The sequence below is a fragment of the Paracoccus saliphilus genome, from assembly GCF_028553805.1.
Classification (GTDB): domain Bacteria; phylum Pseudomonadota; class Alphaproteobacteria; order Rhodobacterales; family Rhodobacteraceae; genus Paracoccus; species Paracoccus saliphilus.
Genome location: NZ_CP067140.1, coordinates 958373 through 976349 on the forward strand (window position 1 = coordinate 958373; position 17977 = coordinate 976349).

Annotated in this window: 15 protein-coding genes, 1 tRNA gene and 1 pseudogene; 6 read left to right on the top strand and 11 right to left on the bottom strand. The window is 63.1% G+C overall.

From position 1 onward, the window contains the following. The first annotated feature begins 22 nt into the window (after positions 1 to 22). The gene (locus JHX88_RS04465) at positions 23 to 1561 is read left to right on the top strand and encodes an ATP-dependent DNA helicase (RefSeq protein WP_076525890.1); all 1539 of its coding nucleotides are present in this window, start codon (positions 23 to 25) and stop codon (positions 1559 to 1561) included. A gap of 37 nt (positions 1562 to 1598) precedes the next feature. On the opposite strand, the gene JHX88_RS04470 is transcribed toward JHX88_RS04465, so the two are convergent. Together JHX88_RS04470 and JHX88_RS04475 are read right to left on the bottom strand one after the other, a co-directional pair. Next, positions 1599 to 2393: an EcsC family protein gene (locus JHX88_RS04470; protein ID WP_076525625.1), complete on the bottom strand. Its 795-nt coding sequence runs from the start codon at positions 2391 to 2393 to the stop codon at positions 1599 to 1601. 100 nt (positions 2394 to 2493) lie between these two features. After that, positions 2494 to 2970: pseudogene (locus tag JHX88_RS04475) on the bottom strand (GNAT family N-acetyltransferase); the annotation flags it as partial. A 110-nt stretch (positions 2971 to 3080) separates the two neighbouring features. Between JHX88_RS04475 and JHX88_RS04480 the strand changes: the two are divergent. Continuing rightward, entirely contained in the window at positions 3081 to 3683 is a 603-nt protein-coding gene (locus JHX88_RS04480; protein WP_076525627.1) for a flavin reductase family protein, read from the top strand. Then, a complete protein-coding gene (locus tag JHX88_RS04485) occupies positions 3680 to 4213 on the top strand; it encodes an adenine phosphoribosyltransferase (RefSeq protein ID WP_076525628.1) in 534 nt (177 codons plus the stop codon). The genes JHX88_RS04480 and JHX88_RS04485 overlap by 4 nt, the downstream gene beginning before the upstream one ends. 4 nt (positions 4214 to 4217) lie before the next feature. Here the strand turns inward: JHX88_RS04485 and JHX88_RS04490 are convergent, their stop codons facing one another. The 5 genes from JHX88_RS04490 to JHX88_RS04510 form a co-directional block, all read right to left on the bottom strand. Continuing rightward, positions 4218 to 4775, bottom strand: a complete 558-nt coding sequence (locus JHX88_RS04490; RefSeq protein WP_084203088.1) for a hypothetical protein — start codon at positions 4773 to 4775, stop codon at positions 4218 to 4220. A 149-nt stretch (positions 4776 to 4924) separates the two neighbouring features. Further along, positions 4925 to 7423: a DUF3772 domain-containing protein gene (locus JHX88_RS04495; RefSeq protein ID WP_076525630.1), complete on the bottom strand. Its 2499-nt coding sequence runs from the start codon at positions 7421 to 7423 to the stop codon at positions 4925 to 4927. A 6-nt stretch (positions 7424 to 7429) separates the two neighbouring features. After that, on the bottom strand, positions 7430 to 8461 hold the full coding sequence (locus JHX88_RS04500) for a cysteine synthase A (RefSeq protein ID WP_076525632.1): 1032 nt from the start codon (positions 8459 to 8461) through the stop codon (positions 7430 to 7432). A gap of 93 nt (positions 8462 to 8554) precedes the next feature. After that, a complete protein-coding gene (locus tag JHX88_RS04505; RefSeq protein WP_084203090.1) occupies positions 8555 to 9643 on the bottom strand; it encodes an NUDIX domain-containing protein in 1089 nt (362 codons plus the stop codon). Then, positions 9640 to 10512, bottom strand: coding sequence for a DUF2059 domain-containing protein (locus JHX88_RS04510; protein WP_084203092.1), 873 nt, complete (start codon positions 10510 to 10512; stop codon positions 9640 to 9642). Before JHX88_RS04510 ends, JHX88_RS04505 begins: the two co-directional genes overlap by 4 nt. A gap of 83 nt (positions 10513 to 10595) precedes the next feature. On the opposite strand from JHX88_RS04510, the gene JHX88_RS04515 reads away from it, so the two are divergent. Next, positions 10596 to 10685: transfer RNA gene (locus JHX88_RS04515), tRNA-Ser, on the top strand. Between the two features lie 755 nt (positions 10686 to 11440). Here JHX88_RS04515 and JHX88_RS04520 read toward each other — a convergent pair. Then, positions 11441 to 12307, bottom strand: coding sequence for a LysR family transcriptional regulator ArgP (locus JHX88_RS04520; protein ID WP_076525636.1), 867 nt, complete (start codon positions 12305 to 12307; stop codon positions 11441 to 11443). A gap of 82 nt (positions 12308 to 12389) precedes the next feature. Here JHX88_RS04520 and JHX88_RS04525 point away from each other — a divergent pair, with 82 nt between their 5' ends. Then, positions 12390 to 12983 (top strand): LysE/ArgO family amino acid transporter, encoded by a 594-nt coding sequence (locus JHX88_RS04525; RefSeq protein WP_076525638.1) that lies wholly within the window; start codon positions 12390 to 12392, stop codon positions 12981 to 12983. A 41-nt stretch (positions 12984 to 13024) separates the two neighbouring features. Next, on the top strand, positions 13025 to 13933 hold the full coding sequence (locus JHX88_RS04530) for a DMT family transporter (protein ID WP_272848187.1): 909 nt from the start codon (positions 13025 to 13027) through the stop codon (positions 13931 to 13933). Between the two features lie 104 nt (positions 13934 to 14037). On the opposite strand, the gene JHX88_RS04535 is transcribed toward JHX88_RS04530, so the two are convergent. From JHX88_RS04535 to purQ, 3 genes are all read right to left on the bottom strand, one after another. Further along, complete coding sequence (locus tag JHX88_RS04535; protein WP_076525640.1) at positions 14038 to 15363, bottom strand: sigma-54-dependent transcriptional regulator; 1326 nt, start codon at positions 15361 to 15363, stop codon at positions 14038 to 14040. 20 nt (positions 15364 to 15383) lie between these two features. Then, positions 15384 to 17186 (bottom strand): sensor histidine kinase, encoded by a 1803-nt coding sequence (locus tag JHX88_RS04540; RefSeq protein WP_419182357.1) that lies wholly within the window; start codon positions 17184 to 17186, stop codon positions 15384 to 15386. Between the two features lie 65 nt (positions 17187 to 17251). Further along, the gene (purQ, locus tag JHX88_RS04545) at positions 17252 to 17920 is read right to left on the bottom strand and encodes a phosphoribosylformylglycinamidine synthase subunit PurQ (protein ID WP_076525642.1); all 669 of its coding nucleotides are present in this window, start codon (positions 17918 to 17920) and stop codon (positions 17252 to 17254) included. Positions 17921 to 17977 lie beyond the last annotated feature (57 nt).

The window sequence follows — 17977 nt, forward strand, 5'->3', positions numbered from 1 at the left end:
CGTCACAGGCTACAGCTTGCCCATGACCGGCCAGACCCTCACCACGACGCCCTCGCTGTCCTCCGACCAAGCCGATGCCTGGGACCGGCTGGCCGAAACCTTCGCTTCCGCCGGGGTGGACCTGACGGCCGAGGAACTCCGCCCGCCGCAGCCCGGCAAGGGGCGCGTCATGGCGGTGATCGGGAAGGCGGGCTCGGGCAAGACGCTGCTCTTGTCGGAGATCACCCGTGCCCTGCGCGAAGCCGGTGTCGAACTGGTCAGTGCCGATTACGAGGGCCGCCGCCGCAAGGACCGCCGCACCGTCGCGATCCTCGCGCCCACCAACAAGGCCGCCTTCGTGCTGCGCACCCGCGGCGTTCCCGCCACCACGATCCACCGCATCCTTTATACGCCCGTCTACGATCCGGAATACGAGCACATCGCCGAATGGCTGACCGGCGAGGGAACCCGCCCCACAGTCGAAGGGCTGACCGATCTCGCGCTGGACCGCGCCAAGGCCTTCTACGGCCAGCATGCCTCGATCCCCGGCGCGCTGGCGGCGGCGGGTCTGCGCGGATCAGATTTCATCAAGGGCTGGAAACGGCGCGAGGACGGGCTGGATATCGGCCTGATCGACGAGGCCTCCATGCTGGACGAGCGCCAGTTCGAGGATCTGCGCGAGATATTCCCGGTTCTGGTCCTGTTCGGGGATCCGGCCCAGCTTGCCCCGGTCGGCCAGTCCGGCGAAATGGTGTTTGACGGTCTCGCCCAATCGCAGCGCCTGATGCTGAGTCGGGTGCACCGGCAGGCCGATGACAGCCCGATCCTCGACCTGGCGCATGCGCTGTCCGACGAAAGCCTTGATTTCAGGGGTTTCGAGCAGATGGTCCGCGAGGCCGCCGCCCGTGATCCCCGGGTGATCTGGGCCGAGCGGGTGGAATCCGACCTAATGGCCCGCAGCCCGGTGCTGGTCTGGCGCAACGCCACCCGCATTCGCCTGATCCATGCTTTCCGCACCGCCTTCGGCGCTCCCGGAGACGCGCTTTTGCCGGGAGAGCCGCTGGTCTGCGATGGGCTTGAATTGCCGCTGAAGCACCGCAAGAAACGCATCGACCTCGAGGCGCGCGGCCTCATCAAGGGCGCACAGGTCGTCTATCTGGGGCCGGGGCGCAAGCCCGGCTTCTCGCGCCTGCATGTGATCGGCGCCGAGGATCCGCGCCTGTCCGCTGCCAGCATCGTCAAGATCGAGATGCCCGAAGCCGAGGAGCCCTTCATCCCCTTCGCCGCCCGCATGGGCGCGGCCTTCCTGCATGGTGCGGCGGTCACGATCCACAAGGCGCAGGGCTCGCAATGGCCCGATGTGCAGGTCTTCGGACCCGATATCAGCGCCGCCGCATGGTCCAACCGCACCGAGGCCGGTATCCCGCTGTGGAAACGGCTGACCTATGTCGCCATCACCCGCGCGCAGGAGCGTCTTTACTGGATCACCCGCCCGCGCCTCGCCCGCCCGTCAGCCGCGCTCTCGACCGCGGATCTGGAGGCGCCGACGGCCCCCCTCACGCTCGAAGCCGATCAGCCTTAACGCCTTCTTCTTCATATAAATATCCAAAATCAGGCGCTTAAGCCCGGCGCACCGCCCGCCCGCTCTCGATTCGTTCGATCGAAAGCCGCAATGCCTCGACCAGAGCCTCTTGTGGAAGTCCGGTCTCCTGCGCCAGCCGCATGATCCCGAAATGCACCCGCGCCACCTCCTGGTAATAGCGTGCGAATGTGTAGTTGATCGAGGCGCCGACAAAGGCGCCAAAGACCGGAGCGGCCTGCGCGGCCAGTTTCTGTCCCAATGAAACGGACAGCTTCGGCGCCACCTTGCTGATCAGCCCCTGCACCGTCTGTCCGGTCACCGACAGGCGCACCGCCAGCAGGCCGAAATCGGTGCCGTCATCGTCTTCCATCGGCCCGGCGGCGGCGAAGACGCGCAGGCATTCCATCCGCACATCCTCGCTGTCGGGGTCGAGCCCATGCTCTTCGGCGATCTCCAACATGGCCCGCAAGATCAGCGTCACCGTGACCGGCAGCTCCACCATTGCCCCCGCGAAACCGCCAGCGCCCCCCGCCGCGCCGCTGAAGGTGCTGGTCAGCCTGTTGAACCAGTCGCCCCGGTTGCGCAGCACGCGCCGCGACCCCGAGGCCGCGGTGAAGGCTCGCATCAGGGCCATACGGGTCAGCCGATCCATCCGTGCGCGGAGGAATTCGGGCAGCCGCCCGATTAGCCCCTCGGCGCTGTTGCCGACGAGATTGAGGATTTCCATGCCGAGCCCACCGGCATCGACATAACGCCGCGCCAGCCGATCGACCTGTTCATGAACGCTCGGATCGTTGATCGGAGGCAGCACCTGCTGCGGTTTCGTCATCATCCTGTCCGTCTCTCGGCTGCCCTGTTTCGTGACATGTCGGATAGATATGGGAAGGCTCGGCCCCGTCTGCCAGTCCGGACGTGGTTTCCGCCCCCGGATCGCGCGTGACCTCTCCCGCGATCCCGGCCCAGGCCCGGTCCTGCAACTCCAACCCCAGCACCCGGTCCGGGTTGGTGGGCGGCGGCATCTCGACCCCGTCCAGGCGAGCGAACCCGAAGCGCGAATAATAGGGTGCATCGCCCACCAGCAGCACCCGCGCCCAGCCCATCTCGCGGGCCCGCTCCAGGCTGTCATGCATCAGGAACCCGCCCAGCCCTTCGCCCTGTGCCGTCGGGTGAACGGCGATCGGGCCCAGCAACAAGGCGCGATGCCCGGCCACGCGCACGGGCCAATAGCGGATCGCGGCCTGCAGGAAGCCCCCCGGATCGCGCAAGAGCAGGCACAGGTCCGCAACCCGATCCACGCCTTCTCGCAGGCGATAGGAGGACAATGCCGTGCGCCCCGGCGCAAAGCACAGATCGTAAAGCGTTTCGATCTCGTATTCGTCTGCAGGCGTCTCGGGGCGGATTTCGAACATGGCGGCTCCGTTTTCCGGGCCCATAGCACGTGAGAAAGGCATGCGGAACATTGCACAGGTCGAAAAGCGGTGGCAGGTTGAGCAGCAAGTCAAGCCAAAGGCGAAAATCAATGTTCTACCGACCCGAGGCCGGCCACGGTCTGCCGCATAATCCCTTCAACGCACTTGTCGCTCCACGTCCTATCGGCTGGATTTCGACCCGTGGCGAGAAGGGCGACAATCTCGCGCCCTATTCCTTTTTCAACGCAGTCGCCTATGTGCCGCCGCAGGTGATGTTCGCCTCGACCAGCGCCAAGCCCGACCGCAAGGGCACCAAGGACAGCGTGGCGCAGATCATCGAGACGGGCGTGTTCTGCGTGAACATTGCCACCGGGGATCTGCGCGACCAGGTGAATGCCAGTTCCGCCCCGCTGCCAGCAGGCCGCAACGAATTCGAAACCGCCGGAATCGAGGCCGCCGAATGCGAAGGCATCGATTGTTCCCGCGTGGCCGGGGCCGCGGCGGCTCTGGAATGCCGCATGACACGGGTCCTGCCATTGGCGGGAAAGGCGAATTTCGCCGTTTTCGGCGTGGTGACGGGGGTGCATATCCGTGACGATTGCATTGTCGAGGGGCGCTTCGATCCGCGTACTGCGGGGGGCTGGATCGCTCGCCTCGGTTACAAGGATTATACCGCCGTAACTGACCTTTTCGAGATGGAACGCCCCGAATGAGCAAGACCGTCAGGGATTATATCCGCAGCATTGCCGATTTTCCGCATGAGGGAATCGTTTTCCGCGATGTGACCACGCTGTTCGCCGATGCGCGGGGTTTCCGGATGGCCATCGACCAGCTTCTGCATCCCTATGCGGGCCTATCCTTTGACAAGGTCGTTGGGCTCGAGGCGCGGGGGTTCATCCTTGGCGGCGCCGTCGCGCATCAGCTTTCGACCGGTTTCGTCCCGATCCGCAAGAAGGGCAAGCTGCCCGGAGCGGTGATCTCCGAGGCCTATCAGCTTGAATATGGCGAGGCGGTGATGGAGGTCCATGACGATGCGCTGCGGGCGGGCGAGCGGGTGCTGATCGTGGACGATCTGCTGGCCACCGGTGGCACCGCCGAGGCCGGGATCAAGCTTTGCCGCCGTCTTGGCGCAGAGGTGATCGGCTGCGCCTTCGTGATCGACCTGCCGGAACTGGGCGGACGCAAACGACTGGAAGAGATGGACATGCCGGTTCACGCCTTGTGCGAGTTCGACGGCGCGTGAACTGTCACCATTCGAGGCGATGCCCGGATTCCCGCGGAAGGTTCCTGCGCGATCGCAGGGCTTTCCTGATGGCTATGAACGCGCCAGCGGCGAGCCCGATCAGACCGCCCAGATAGCTGAAATCATGCATCAGCCCCGCCCGCGCGAAGGCGACCGGATCGGTGACGTCCCGCGCTGCCATCCAGCCGGGCAGTTGGTCGTCATGGATCGCAAGATGCCCGGCGAACAAGGCGCCGAGCCCGGTCAGCAATGTTATCGCGACGACCACCAATGCAGCGAGCAGAAAGACCCGGACGAAAGCCTTCGTTCCTCGAATGGCAAGGCATAGCAGATAGATCGGCAGGCCGATGACCAGCCCCATCCACCACGAGGCCTGCCAGCCGACAATCGCGGCACCGAGCCGGTTTTGCAGTTCGGGCTGAATGCCGAACTGGATGAACTTGAATTCGTGGAAATAACCGGGCGAGACTGTATAGGAGATCTGGTTGTGGCAAGCGCCGTAAAGCCCGGCGAGCAGGATGGTGGCGAAGATCAGTACAGGGGCGAGAAGCAGCTTCATCATGATGGCATCCTTCCCCGGAGCCGGTCATGATCAGGTTGGAAATGATTGTCCACGATGTCCCGCCTTGCCGGGGGCTTTGCGTTCACCGTCGTCATTGCCACGACGACTCCTCCGCAGGATAATTGCATGATGAAGAAGCGACGCGGGGATCAGCGGTCTCCATCCATGCCGCCCGCGTCGCTGCCTGTATCCGGAAGCCCATCGCCGTCTTCGGCCTCGTCAAAGGCAAGGCGCGGATCCGGTAGCCGTGTCTCGCCTTTCGATGGTTGCGGGGCAGGGGGCGCAGGTTGGGGTGTCTTGGCGGCCTCGCCTTGCAGCGCTTCGGGATTGCGCAGCCAGATATCGCGCTGTGCGAATGGAATCTCGAGACCTTCAGCGGCGAACCTCTCGGCAATCTGGTGACAGACCTCGGACGTGACGCCCAGCCCCGCGCCGACATCGGACAGGATCGCGCGAACCTCGAATTCAAGACTGTCGGCACCGAAGCCGCGGAACAGCACGAAGGGGGCCGGATCGATGGTGACGAGCGGCTGGTCCTCGATGATCTCTTGCAGGATTTGCTGAACCCTGCGGGTGTCGCTGCCATAGGCCACGCCGACCGGGATGATGATCCGCCCGGTCTGGTTGTTGCGGGTCCAGTTGATGACCGGTTGGCTGATCAGGTCGCTGTTCGGAACGATCACCTCGGTCTTGTCGAACGTCTCGACCTGGGTGGAGCGGACCGAGATGCGCTGCACGATGCCCTGCTGGCCCCCGGCTTGGATCCAGTCGCCGACGCTGATCGGACGCTCGATCAGCAGGATGATGCCCGAGACGAAATTCGACACGATGTTCTGGAGACCGAAACCGATCCCGACGGAGAGGGCGCCGGCGACGATGGCGAGCGAGCTGAGATCGATCCCGGCCGAGGTGATCGCCAGCAACGCGGCAAGGAAGATGCCGACATAGCCCAGGCCCGACACGACGGCATTTTGCCCGCCTGCATCCAGCTTGGTCTTGGGCAGAATGGTGTTGCGGAATGTTCCCTGCAAGCCACGGGTGGCCATGTAACCGATGGTGAAAACGACCAGCAATGTCACCACGGTGCCGGGCGAGAGGTTGATTCCTCCGAAACTCACGCCTTGCTGGAAATTGGTCCAGAGCTCCGCAAGCTCGGCACCCCGTGCGCCCCAGATCACTAGGAAGAGCGGGAGGGCAAGAATGATGAGGCCGAAGCCGATCAGCATCGGGGTCAAGCCTTCGCGCGCGCCCTCTTCCCCGCGCTTGAGCATGCTGAAAACATCGGCGGCGAAATCCTTGAGCAGGATCAGCAGGCAGAAAAGCGCGAGGGTCAGGAGCCATGGCCAGAGCAGGCCATTCGCAAGATTGACGAAGCCCATTGCGCCAAGCGCCACGGTCACCACCGCCACGAGCCGGGAGAACCTGCCCATGACGGAGAGAATGCGATAGCGCGAGCCCTGTCCCGGCTCGATCCCGTCCCGGTTCAGTTTTCGTAACGCGTTACCCAATCGGAACAGCGCCAGGCTGGTGAGCGCGATCAGGACGAAATGCCAGACCGAGATCGCGGCGTCAGAGAATTCCAGCGGCACGCGGTTCGGCTTGTCGCCGACACGTTCATAGATGCCTGACAGGGGCAGGACGGCGCTGGACAGCAGGTGATGGATCGCGAAAAGTGCCGCCAGCGCATTCGTCATTCGCCGCGCGGAACCTTGGGCCTTCTGCTCCATGCGCAGGGTTTCATAGGCGACCATATGCGCCGGGAAAAGTTGCCTGGACAGCCAGTGGCCACTGAACAGGATCAGGCCGGCGATTGGCAGCGCGTCCCAGAAGGGTTGGGTCCATTCTCCCGGCAATCCGCTGGCCTTGATGGCGCTGACCAGCAGGAACAGCCCCGCGACGGGCAATGCGATCTGCCCGAGCGATACGGCAAAGGCGACGACCGCCCGCGAATATTCCGACGCATGGGCCGACAGGCGGGAAGGCAGTCCGTTCACCCAACGCCGCCCAATCGTGAGCAACAGGATCGCGGCAACAAGGTAACCTGCGACATGAGGAAAATAGGGCCGCATCTTCGACCAGATCCCCTTGTCGGTGCTTCGCTCTCCGGCCTCTTCCGCGATCCCGGCGACCAGCTTTGCCCCATCCGTGAGGGCGTGGGGCCAGCTTGACGGCATGAGCGGCGACGGTGAAAGCTGCGCTAGAACCGTTGCCTGACGCTCGGCCGCGATCTCGTCGATACGTTTGATGATGGAATCCGCGCGGCTGAAAGCCTCCACGGCCTGCAGGCGAGGGGCTTGCAGGGTCGACAGTTTCTTGTTCAGCTCGGCCCGGCGGCTGGCGATCTCTTCGTCCTCGGTCTCGCCCTCGGCGGGAGCGGGGCCGATGGCCTCGATCTGATCCCTGACGGTCGCGATCTCTCCGCTATTGGCGTTCTGGGCCTTTTGCAGCCTTCCGCGCCATTCGACGATCCTGCCGCGCATCTCGGAAAGTTCGTCATTGGTGGCCTCGGCATTGGCATTCAGCGTCTCGGCCTGCGAGGCGACATTCTCCCAGGCCTGATAGTCGATTCCATTGTCCTCCTGCGCGGCAAGAGGTTGGGCGATGACGAGCAGAACAGTCAGCAGGACGGCCAGGGACGCGCGTAGCATACGGTATCAGTCCTCGAATACTTCAGGCAGGTCGGGAGTTTCCCGCGTCATCCAACCGGGCACGGGCAGTCCCTTGGCACGCAGGAAATCCGGGTTGAACAGCTTGGTCTGGTAGCGGTTGCCGTAATCGCACAGGGCAGTGACGATGGTATGTCCCGGTCCCATCTCGCGTGCCATGCGGATCGCCCCCGCGACATTGATGCCGGTGGAGCCGCCAAGGCACAGCCCTTCATATTCGAGCAGGTCGAACACGATCGGCAGGGCTTCGCTGTCCGGAACACGCCAGCTGAAATCGGGGGTGAAGCCTTCCAGGTTGGCGGTGATGCGGCCTTGCCCTATGCCTTCGGTGATCGAACTGCCAGGGCTGTCGAACTCACCGGTGGTATAGAAGGCGTGCAGCGCCGCCCCCTCGGGATCGGCCAGCCCGATCTTGACGCCCTTTGGTTGCAGCGCCAGCGCCACCCCGGCCAATGTCCCGCCCGAGCCCACGGCGCAGGTGAAACCATCCACCTTGCCCCCCGTCTGTTCCCAGATCTCGGGGCCGGTGGTTTCGACATGGGCCTGCCGGTTGGCCACATTGTCGAACTGGTTGGCCCAGATCGCGCCATTCGGTTCGGTCTTTGCCAGTTCCTCGGCCAGGCGTCCGGAATAGCGGACGTAATTGTTCGGGTTCTTGTAGGGTGCCGCCGGCACCTCGACCAGCGTGGCGCCGGCCAGCCGCAGCATGTCCTTCTTTTCCTGGCTTTGCGTCTCGGGGATCACGATGACCGAGCGAAAGCCCATCGAGGCCCCGACCAGCGCCAGCCCGATGCCGGTATTGCCCGCAGTGCCCTCGACGATGGTGCCGCCGGGGCTCAACTCGCCGCGGGCAATGGCGTCGCGGATGATGAACAGCGCGGCACGGTCCTTGACCGACTGGCCCGGATTCATGAACTCGGCCTTGCCAAGTATCTCGCAGCCGGTTTCCTCGCTGGCCCGGTTCAGCCGGATCAGGGGCGTGTTGCCGATCGCATCGGACAGATCAGAGAAGATTCGCATGGGGTCCGGCCTTCTTGCGGGTGATTGGAGCATCTCGAATACCTACACATGGCGAGCCATCCGGGGCAACCCCGCCGCGACAGGCGGGGCGCATCAAACCGGCACCAGTTCTTTCCGGATGGTTGCGGCCTGGCCTTCCAGCCACAGGGTCAACATTGCCAGCGGGCCGTTGGTGATTTGTCCGGCCAGCACCATGCTGGTCAACTTGCCGCGTTCCAGCAGATGGCCACGAATATCCTCTGCCTCGCCATCCAGCCCGTGCACGCCCGCACTGCCATCCGGCAGATCGGCGATGGCGAGGAACTGATACAGGAACTCGGCAAGCGCGCCGGGGCTTGGATAATGATGAATCGCGGGGATCAGCCGGGTCAGGCGCAGATCGGCCTCCTCCAGCGCCTCGCGCCTTGCGGCTTCCTCGACGGTTTCCCCCGCATCGACTCGTCCGGCAATAGGCTCGAGCAGCCAGGGTTGCGGATCACGGCGCATGGCCGGAACCAGGCGGAACTGTTCAATCACCAGCACGCGGTCGCGGATGGGATCCCAGGGCAGGATGGCCACGGCATCGCCCGCGACAAAGCCTTCGCGCTTGATCTCGGGAGTGAAACCGCCCGCATGGGTGCGATGCGACAGCCGCCATTCGTCGACTGCGAAATAGCCCGCATAGGTCTGGCGCCGCGCATGAAGCCGGATGTCCGAGGCGTCGCGGGGCGCGACCACATCGCCGCCCGAGACCGGGGCCGAGGCCGCCCGCAACTGGCTGTCCGCCCAGATGCCGATCATGGGTAGGCGGCGCGCGACCTGTTCCGGGGGGCGGTCGCTTGCCTCATCAAGAATGATCCGGGCGATGGCGGTGGCGAGTTCGGGTAACCAGCCGGAAACCGACCATTCCGCCCCGGCTTCATCGGGCCGCGGTTGAACTCCGAGCAACGTGCCGCCCTCATGTGCGATCATCGGCAGATCCATCACCGCGGCATAGCGTTGAAGTTCCGGTGTCATCGCCACCCGCAACGCTTCCAGCGGCTCGCGCCCCTCGACAAGTTGCGGCCAGTCCCCGGCCTCGATGCCAGCACGTGAACCGCCAAACAGTTGCCCCGAAATTATTGCCCTTGTACCGGACACGCCAAGGACATCGCATAGCGCAGGATGCGCCAGCGGACCCACCAACAGGATTTCGTCACTCACAATTTGCGTCCTTCGATCTGACCGGCTGCGGCAAGCCCCATATCATGTGAAGTCTGCGCGAACAGCTCGTCGAAGCCGGCAAACAGAACCTGTGCCAGGGTCCGGCCGGCCGGGGAGGCCGAAAATTCGATATAGCGTTCGAGTTCGGCTTCGTTGAGTGGTGAATAGGCGAGAAACAGATAGGCCTCCATCCAGCCGAGCGTCTCGGCCCGGATCAGCGGCTCCTGAGCCCAAGCATCTGACAACATCTGTGCATCCGTCATCGGCGTCAGATAGCCCCCGCCTTCGTCGAAGCCGCGGGAAAAGGCCAGTGCGGCATTCATGCCGCCGGCGACATTCGGCCCGACCAGATCGGCCTCGTCGATTAGCCGCCCGATCTGCTCGACACGCGGGAAGCCGTGACTGGCCGCCTTGGCAAAACGAGCCTTCGCCTCGGCTTCGGCATCTTTGTCGAGCATCACCTGCCGCGCAGAAGTTTCCAATCCGACCAGGCTTTGTCCAAGCGAGGTTTCGTAGAAGGCCAGTGCCTCGTCGATCAGTGCCGGAGATTCTTCCGTCACCGCTTCTTGCAGCCCTTGGCGGAAAAGCCCTTCGAGCCGTCCTGTCTCATGGATGCGCGCAACGATATCGATCCAGCGGCCATCGCCACCGTGCTCGAACAGGCTTCCCTGCATGGCCTCGGCTTCGGCCAGCGCCTCGTCACGCATGATCGGCATCAGATCGCCGAGGCGCAGTACTTGCCACAAGCGCTCCTCGAGGTCTTGTGCTTCGGTCGCAGCAGGCGTTTCGGTGGTCTGGGCCAAACCGGGCAGGCCGACAGCAAGTCCGACGGCAAGGCAGATCAATCGCAGCATTGGCGGGTCTTTCATGGTTCCTGCGGGATTTTTTCTATGAAACCCCCTTGCGCTTCAACCCCTAGCCTTCTAAATCCCCGCCTCACCACACCAAGCGCGGAGAGGTGCCGGAGTGGTCGAACGGGGCGGTCTCGAAAACCGTTGAGCCTTCACGGGTTCCGTGGGTTCGAATCCCACCCTCTCCGCCATTTATCATTGATTATAAACGTAAATATTGGCAATCAGCAGTCGCATTCGCCGTTGCGTCCGCTGTTGAAGTTACGCTTGGTTCAACCGTTGCCTCTACTGCGCCGCTTTCTGGTATTCCTCACCTGACACAGCGACAAAACCCGATAGAATCGCACTAAAGGTGATACTGGCCTTCCTGCGAATCTGGCCAAGGGGTGCGCGAGGTTCATGAACCCGGGAATTGGCTGGTAAACTCAAAGGGTGAGTAAGTTTACTATAGAGAACGAGCGTTCGTATCGGACCTGAGACCAGAACGCGGAGCACTGTGAAGCTGCACCGCGTCCTGCCCTTTTGGTAACGGCGGGCGAATTGTTAAGTCAGTCCCGCTTTCCTTCGACGTGCCGTTGCGCCTCGTCGTCGAGCTTGGGTTTGCAGATGCCTTGGGGCGCGGAGACACCTAGAGTCTGGCAATTCTTCGTCATTGTCATTCTCCTTGATGAAAGTCTTCAATATCACGGGTGCGTGAATGGAATGTGACATTGCCCGCTTCTTGCACCCAAGTCTAGCTGCACAGCTGAATTAATTTCAGGCGGCAACCATGGCGAGGTTGGCGCCGCTGCATCATGGGCGAATGCAGGTAATTCGATTGCAGGTCGGTCAGGCACAGGAAGACTGGACATTGCCGATGGTAGCGTGACGATGACAGAACATCACGGGATCTAACGGCTTCACCGCCGCCGGTGTGCCTGCCGCCTCGCTCCTCGACAGGATGGAATCAGAAACGCAGGGATATTCGTGCTGCCTCTCTGATCGCCCGGGTGAGCGGCTCGAGGGCGTCGGTCGAGATGCGGGCGATCTGCCAGTAAAGCGGGACATCCAGTGGCCGTTCCGGGGCGAGATCGATCAGGCGGCCCATAGTGAGGTCCTCGGCAATCATCGCTTCGGGATTCATGCCCCAGCCAAGGCCAAGCCGGGTCGCTTCGGCGAAAGCCTGCGATGACGGGATGCGCTGAAGGGGCTGGGCGATGCGGCGGCCGGTCATTTGCCTGATCCAGCGGTCCTGCAGGCCATCCTTGCTGTTGAAATTGAGCGCCGGAGCGCAAGAGAGGCTGCCCGCGTCGGGGCCATCGGGGAAATGACGCTCAGCGAATTCCGGGGTGGCCGTGGCGCGATAGCGCATGCGGCCGAGCGGGATGCTGTCGCAGCCGGTGATCGGGCGGCTATCGCTGGTCAGCGCGGCCGCCACCTGACCGTTTCGCAGCAAATCCAGCGCGTGATCCTGATCGTCGATGACCAGATCGATCAGCCCCGGGGCTGCGGTCAGCGGCGTCATCGCCCAGGTGGCGAGGCTGTCGGCATTCATGGCAATGCGGATGACGGGCGGCTGTGCGGGATGGAATCCACCCGTGAGCGTGCTTTCCAATAGCCGCACCTGATCGAGATGGGCGGCGAGCCGCAATCCGGCCTCGGTTCCCCGAACGGGTGGGCCCCGGTCGATCAGGACAGCGCCGCTTCGGTCTTCCAGGCCGCGGATGCGTTGCGAGATCGCCGAGGGCGTGATCGCCAGCGCATGGGCGGCGGCCTCGAAAGAGCCACGGCGGATTATTTCGGCGAGTGCCCGAAGGGCGGGATAGTCCAGCATTAGGAAAACTTTATCAGCGTAAGTTATATTCATTTTACTTAAACTACGTCGATCGGCATGAGCAAGTCCGAAGGAGCTTGCCATGATGTCTTACCTCGCAGGTCTGGGAACCGGATTGTCGTTGATCCTCGCAATCGGAGCCCAGAACGCTTTCGTGCTGAAACAGGGGCTGATGCGGCAGCATGTGCTGGCGGTGAGCCTATTTTGCGCGATATCGGACGCGATCCTGATAGCGGTGGGCGTCAGCGGCATGGCGGTGGCGGGCGCGCGCCTGCCGTGGTTGATCGAGGCGATGCGGTGGGGTGGGGTCGTTTTCCTGCTGTGGTACGGGTTGCGGTCATTCCGGGCGGCGCTTGCCGGAGGGGAGACCCTGCGGCCCGAGGGGCGCAGCAACGGATTGGCGACGACTTTGGCGGCAATCGCGGCGCTGACATGGCTCAACCCCCATGTCTGGCTGGACACGGTGGTGCTTCTCGGGGCGGTTTCGGCGCAATGGCCAGACCGTTTGGGATTCGCCGCCGGAGCAATCACCGGGTCGTTCCTGTTCTTCTTTGCCCTGGGCTATGGTGCGCGGCTACTGGCGCCGGTGTTCGCGCGCCCCCGGGCATGGCAATGGCTGGAGGCGGGCGTCGGCTGCGTGATGTGGGCCATTGCACTTAGGTTGGTGATCGGCTGAGAGGCCTTGCAACCATCCCCGAAAGCGTGTGATTGCACCATATGCAAATTGATCTTGATACGCGCCGGGATCTGATCGGCATCGGCTGGATGCTGGTGACAGGTCTGTGTTTCGTGGCTGTCAACGGTATCGTGCGTGGGCTGGACGGGGCCTTGCCCGCTCCACAGGCGGCCTTCATCCGTTTTCTTTTCGGGTCGATCTTTCTTCTGCCGATGACCTGGCCCGCCATTCGTCGAGGCTTTCCCGCGCCTGTCTGGCGGTTATTCGCGTTACGCGGGGTGCTGCATGTGGTGGCGGTGATCGGCTGGTTTTACGCGATGTCGCGGATCACCGTGGCAGAAGTGACCGCCATCGGCTTCCTCAATCCGATCATGGTCACGGTGGGAGCGGCGCTGTTCCTTGGCGAAAAGCTGGCGGCGCGGCGGATTGCTGCGGTTTGCGTCGCACTGCTCGGTGCGCTGATCGTGTTGCGACCGGGGATACGCGAACTCGATCCCGGCCATCTGTCGCAACTTGGGGCGGCTGTGGCGTTCGGCGTGTCCTACCTGCTGGCCAAGCAATTGACCGACAAGGTGCCGCCTGCGGTCGTTGTGGCGATGATGTCGCTGACAGTCTCTGTCGGCCTGGCGCCGCTGGCCTATGCGGTCTGGGTGCCGACGAGCATCGCGCAGATCGGCTGGCTCGGGCTGGTCGCGGTATTCGCGACATTGGGGCATTATACCATGACCCGCGCCTTCTCGGCCGCGCCTCTGACGGTGACGCAGCCGGTGACATTCCTGCAGCTCATCTGGGCCAGCATGCTGGGGGTGTTCATTTTCCACGAACCGCTTGATGGCTGGGTCATGCTGGGCGGCGGGCTGATGATCGGTGCGATCAGCTATATCACATGGCGCGAGGCCCGGAAGCGGGTGGAGACAAAGACTCCGCCTGTCAACGCGACCAAGGCATAACGCGTTCGCCTGCGCGTGCTGCAGGCATGTCCGGGCGATGTTTCGACGAAAAACCAGGGCAGGCCGGGGCGGATCAGCCCCGGCCATTCAATCAACTGAAGCCGTTACAGGTAGTCGCCGCGCTGCAGGCCGTATTTGGCCATTTTCTCGTTCAATGTCCGGCGCGGCAGGCATAGCTCGTCCATGACATTGGCGATGCTGCCCCTGTGACGGCGCATGGTGTTGTCGATCAGCATGCGTTCGAAGCTTTCGACATATTCCTTGAGCGGCTTGCCTTCGGTCGTGGTGGCCTGCTGAGTGTCTTCGCCATCCGCCATCAGCAGCGATGCAATGCTGCCCGAGCCGCGCCGGTTCTGCAGAACCGCCCGTTCGGCCACGTTGATGAGTTGGCGGATATTGCCGGGCCAGGGTGCCTGCAACAGCTGCGCGGCCTCCTGTGCGCCGACCTGCGGGGCCTCGCATCCATATTCGTCAGAGAATTGTTCCGTCATCCGGTTGAAAAGCGTCAGGATATCCTCACCACGGGCGCGCAGCGGCGGCAGGGTGATATTCAGCGCCGAAAGGCGATAGAACAGGTCGGGGCGCAGTGAATCCTCGGCCTTGCGCCCTTCACCCCGGGCGTTCGAGATGGCGATGATGCGGGTCTCGGCGGGAGGGCCCTGATCGCTGATGAAAGCCAGCAGCCGCGCCTGCAACGGTTCCGACAGGGCCTCGACATCTTCGAGGCACAAGGTGCCGCCACGCGCTTCCTCGACCGAGGGAAGCCCGTCATCCACCGGTCCGAACAGCCGTGCGGTCAGGGCCTCGTCATTATATGCGGCGCAGGAGATGGGTACGAATTTCTTCGTCGCGCGCGGTCCCACGGCATGCAGCGCATGGGCAACCAGAGTCTTGCCCGTGCCGGTTTCTCCGTCGATCAGCACATGGCCGTCCGCCTGCCCCAGATCGAGGATATCCTCGCGCAGGCGTTCCATCACCGGGCTGGAACCGATCAGCTTGGACATGACCTGTTGGCCGTCGGAGAGATCGCGGCGCAGCGCGCGATTGTCCAGCGTCATGCGCCGGGCTTGCGTGGCTTTCTTGGCCAGGGCGGTCATCCTGTCGGGGTTGAAGGGCTTTTCCATGAAGTCCATGGCACCCAAGCGCATCGCCTCGACCGCCATGGGCACATCGCCGTGACCGGTGATCAGGATGACCGGCAAGGCTGAATCCATGCTCATCAGGCGCTTGAGGAACGCGATACCGTCCATTCCAGGCATGCGGATATCCGAGACGATAATTCCCGGCCATTCCGGTCCGACGATCTTGAGGGCATCCTCTGCACTGGCGAAGGATTCGGTCTCGAAACCCGACAAAACCAACCACTGGCTGATCGACTCCCGCATGTCGGGCTCGTCGTCAACAATCGCAATCTTCAGTTTGCGGGACATCAGGCATCCTCTCTTGTATCTTATTCGGCAGCAAGCGCCTTGTCCGGCTCCTCTTCGGGCCGAAGTAAGGGCAACTCAACCTGAAACACCGCTCCACCACCTTCGGTTTCATTATGGGCGGTCAGACGACCTCCGAAATCCGCCACGATCGACGAAGAAATCGCCAGACCCAGTCCAGTACCCTCTCCGGGCTTCTTTGTTGTCCAGAACGGTTCAAACAGTTTTTCCAGGTCAGCGACACCCGGACCGTTGTCGCTGACGGACACATAGGCGTGAGCGCCTTGGCTCACCTCGATATCGATTCGTCCCTCGCGCCGGTCCTTGACTGCATCGACGGCATTGCGCAGCAGATTGATGATGACCTGCTCGAGACGGATCCTGTCGGCCATGACCATAACCTTGTCGCGGGGCAGGTTGCGGCGCACCTGGACCGGGCGCTCGCGCAATTGCGGTTCCATCATCGTCAAGGCAGTGCTGACGGCCTCTCGCAAATCGACCGGCTCGACAGCTTCCCCGCCCTTGCGGGCGTAGGATTTGAGCTGCCGTGTGATCGTACCCATGCGGTCGATCAGGTCGTTGATGCGCTGGAAGCTGGACAGCGCCTCTTCAGGGCGTCCGCGCTGCAGCAATAGCCGCGCACCGGCCAGGTAGGTTTTCATCGCCGCCAGAGGTTGATTGAGTTCGTGGCTCACCCCCGCCGACATTTCGCCAAGCGCCGCCAGCTTCGAGCTTTGCTGGACGGTTTGCTCGGCCACCCGCAGCTCTTTCTGCACGCGTTCGCGTTCGGCGATTTCACGGGTCAGGCGAGCATTCAGCGCCCGCAGATCCGCCGATTCCCGCATATAAGCCACTGACTGCATCCGCGCCCGGCGTGACAGGATATAGAAGCTGGCCGCCAGCAGGATCGCGAAACCCATGATCTCGAGCGCCAGAACCGCGTTCACGCGTTCGCGGATCGAGGAATAGGTGGTGAAGCCGATCATCTTCCAGCCGCGAAACGGAATCCGGCTTTCGGTCCGCATCACCGCGCGACCTTTGACATAGGCGTCGGCAGGGGCGGTCGTCCAGTCGGTGGTAACCTGGAACGCCCGCTGGATTGCCGAAGGAGCGGAGCGCACCGATAATGCCTCGGGCATGGTGAGTCCCCGCCAGCGCGGCTCCGTCGACAGGATGATGTCGCCCGAACTGTCCGTGACGGCCACCGCATCCGAAATGCCGGCCCAGGATTGTTCGAGCCGTGTCAGATCGGCCGCGACGACGATGACACCCATGGTCTTGTTTTCGGTGACGACGGCCCGCGAATAGGTGAATTCATAGGCTCCGCCACCTTCATTCGAGACCGTGAAAACAGTATCGCGCGAACGCAGTGCCTCTACATAATACGGGGTGAGCGAGTTGTTGGTGCCGATCTGATAGCGGTCGGTCGAACCTACGGTCCGGCCCGACGCGTCGAGGAGCCGGATCGAGACTGCGCCGATCTCTTTCTGTGCGGCGATCAGGCGGGCCGAGGTGCCTGAAAAATCGTTGCTGTTCAGTGATCCGATCAGTTCCGGATCACGGGCGAGCAGTTGCGGAACGACCGCCGTCCGTTGCAATTCGGAGATCAGGTTGCCTGTATAGAGCGCCAGTCGCAACTCGGCCCGCACTTCGGTGTTTTCAGAGAACCGTTCCGTCAGCCAGGCATTGGTGGCCCAGATCGAGGCGACGGCCGTCAGGACAATGACTGCGATCGCACTGCGCGGCCACCAGGGACTGGTCGCTGGCGGGAAGCCCCGCTGCGGCCTGTTCGGCTTGGCCGTTGCGATGTCATCTTTCTCGGTCACGGACCGTACTTCCGCCATGTTTGCGCAACTTGCGCAATCTAGGGGCAGATCGGGCGACGCTCAAGTCAAGCGTAAGCCAGCGCTTCGACCAGCCCATTGAACAGGGGCTTTCCATCCGAGCCCCCCAATGCCGCATCGGCAGCGCGTTCGGGATGGGGCATCATGCCCAGAACCCGGCGATTGGCTGACAGGACCCCGGCAATATCCGCGACCGATCCGTTGATTCCGGGCGCATAGGTGAAGGCAATCCGGTTCTCGTCACGCAACTGAGCCAATTCATCGGCGTCGATCTGGTAATTGCCGTCGTGATGGGCGACGGGAATTGTAATGTTCTGGCCCGACGAATAGCCCGAGGTAAAGGCGCTGTCGGCCGTGGCGACGTGCAGCGCAGTCGGTTTGCAAAGAAAGGTCAGCCCCTGGTTGCGCATCAGCGCACCGGGCAGCAGGCCCAACTCGGTCAGCACCTGGAAACCGTTGCATATCCCCAGCACATAGCCGCCCTTGCCGGCATGTTCGCGCAGGCTTCGCGCGATGGGGGAATGCGCGGCAATCGCGCCGCAGCGCAGGTAATCGCCATAGGAAAACCCGCCGGGAACCGCGATCAGATCGGTGCCAGATGGAAGCGCGTCATCCTTGTGCCAGACCCGTGTCACATCGGCCCCGGCCTGCTCAAGCGCGACGGCAAGGTCGCGGTCGCAATTCGATCCGGGAAAGGTGATGACGGCGGCTTTCATGGGGCAGGGCTCCTGTGAGGGATGACAATGGTTTAGCGCAACCCGAGCGTCAAGGAA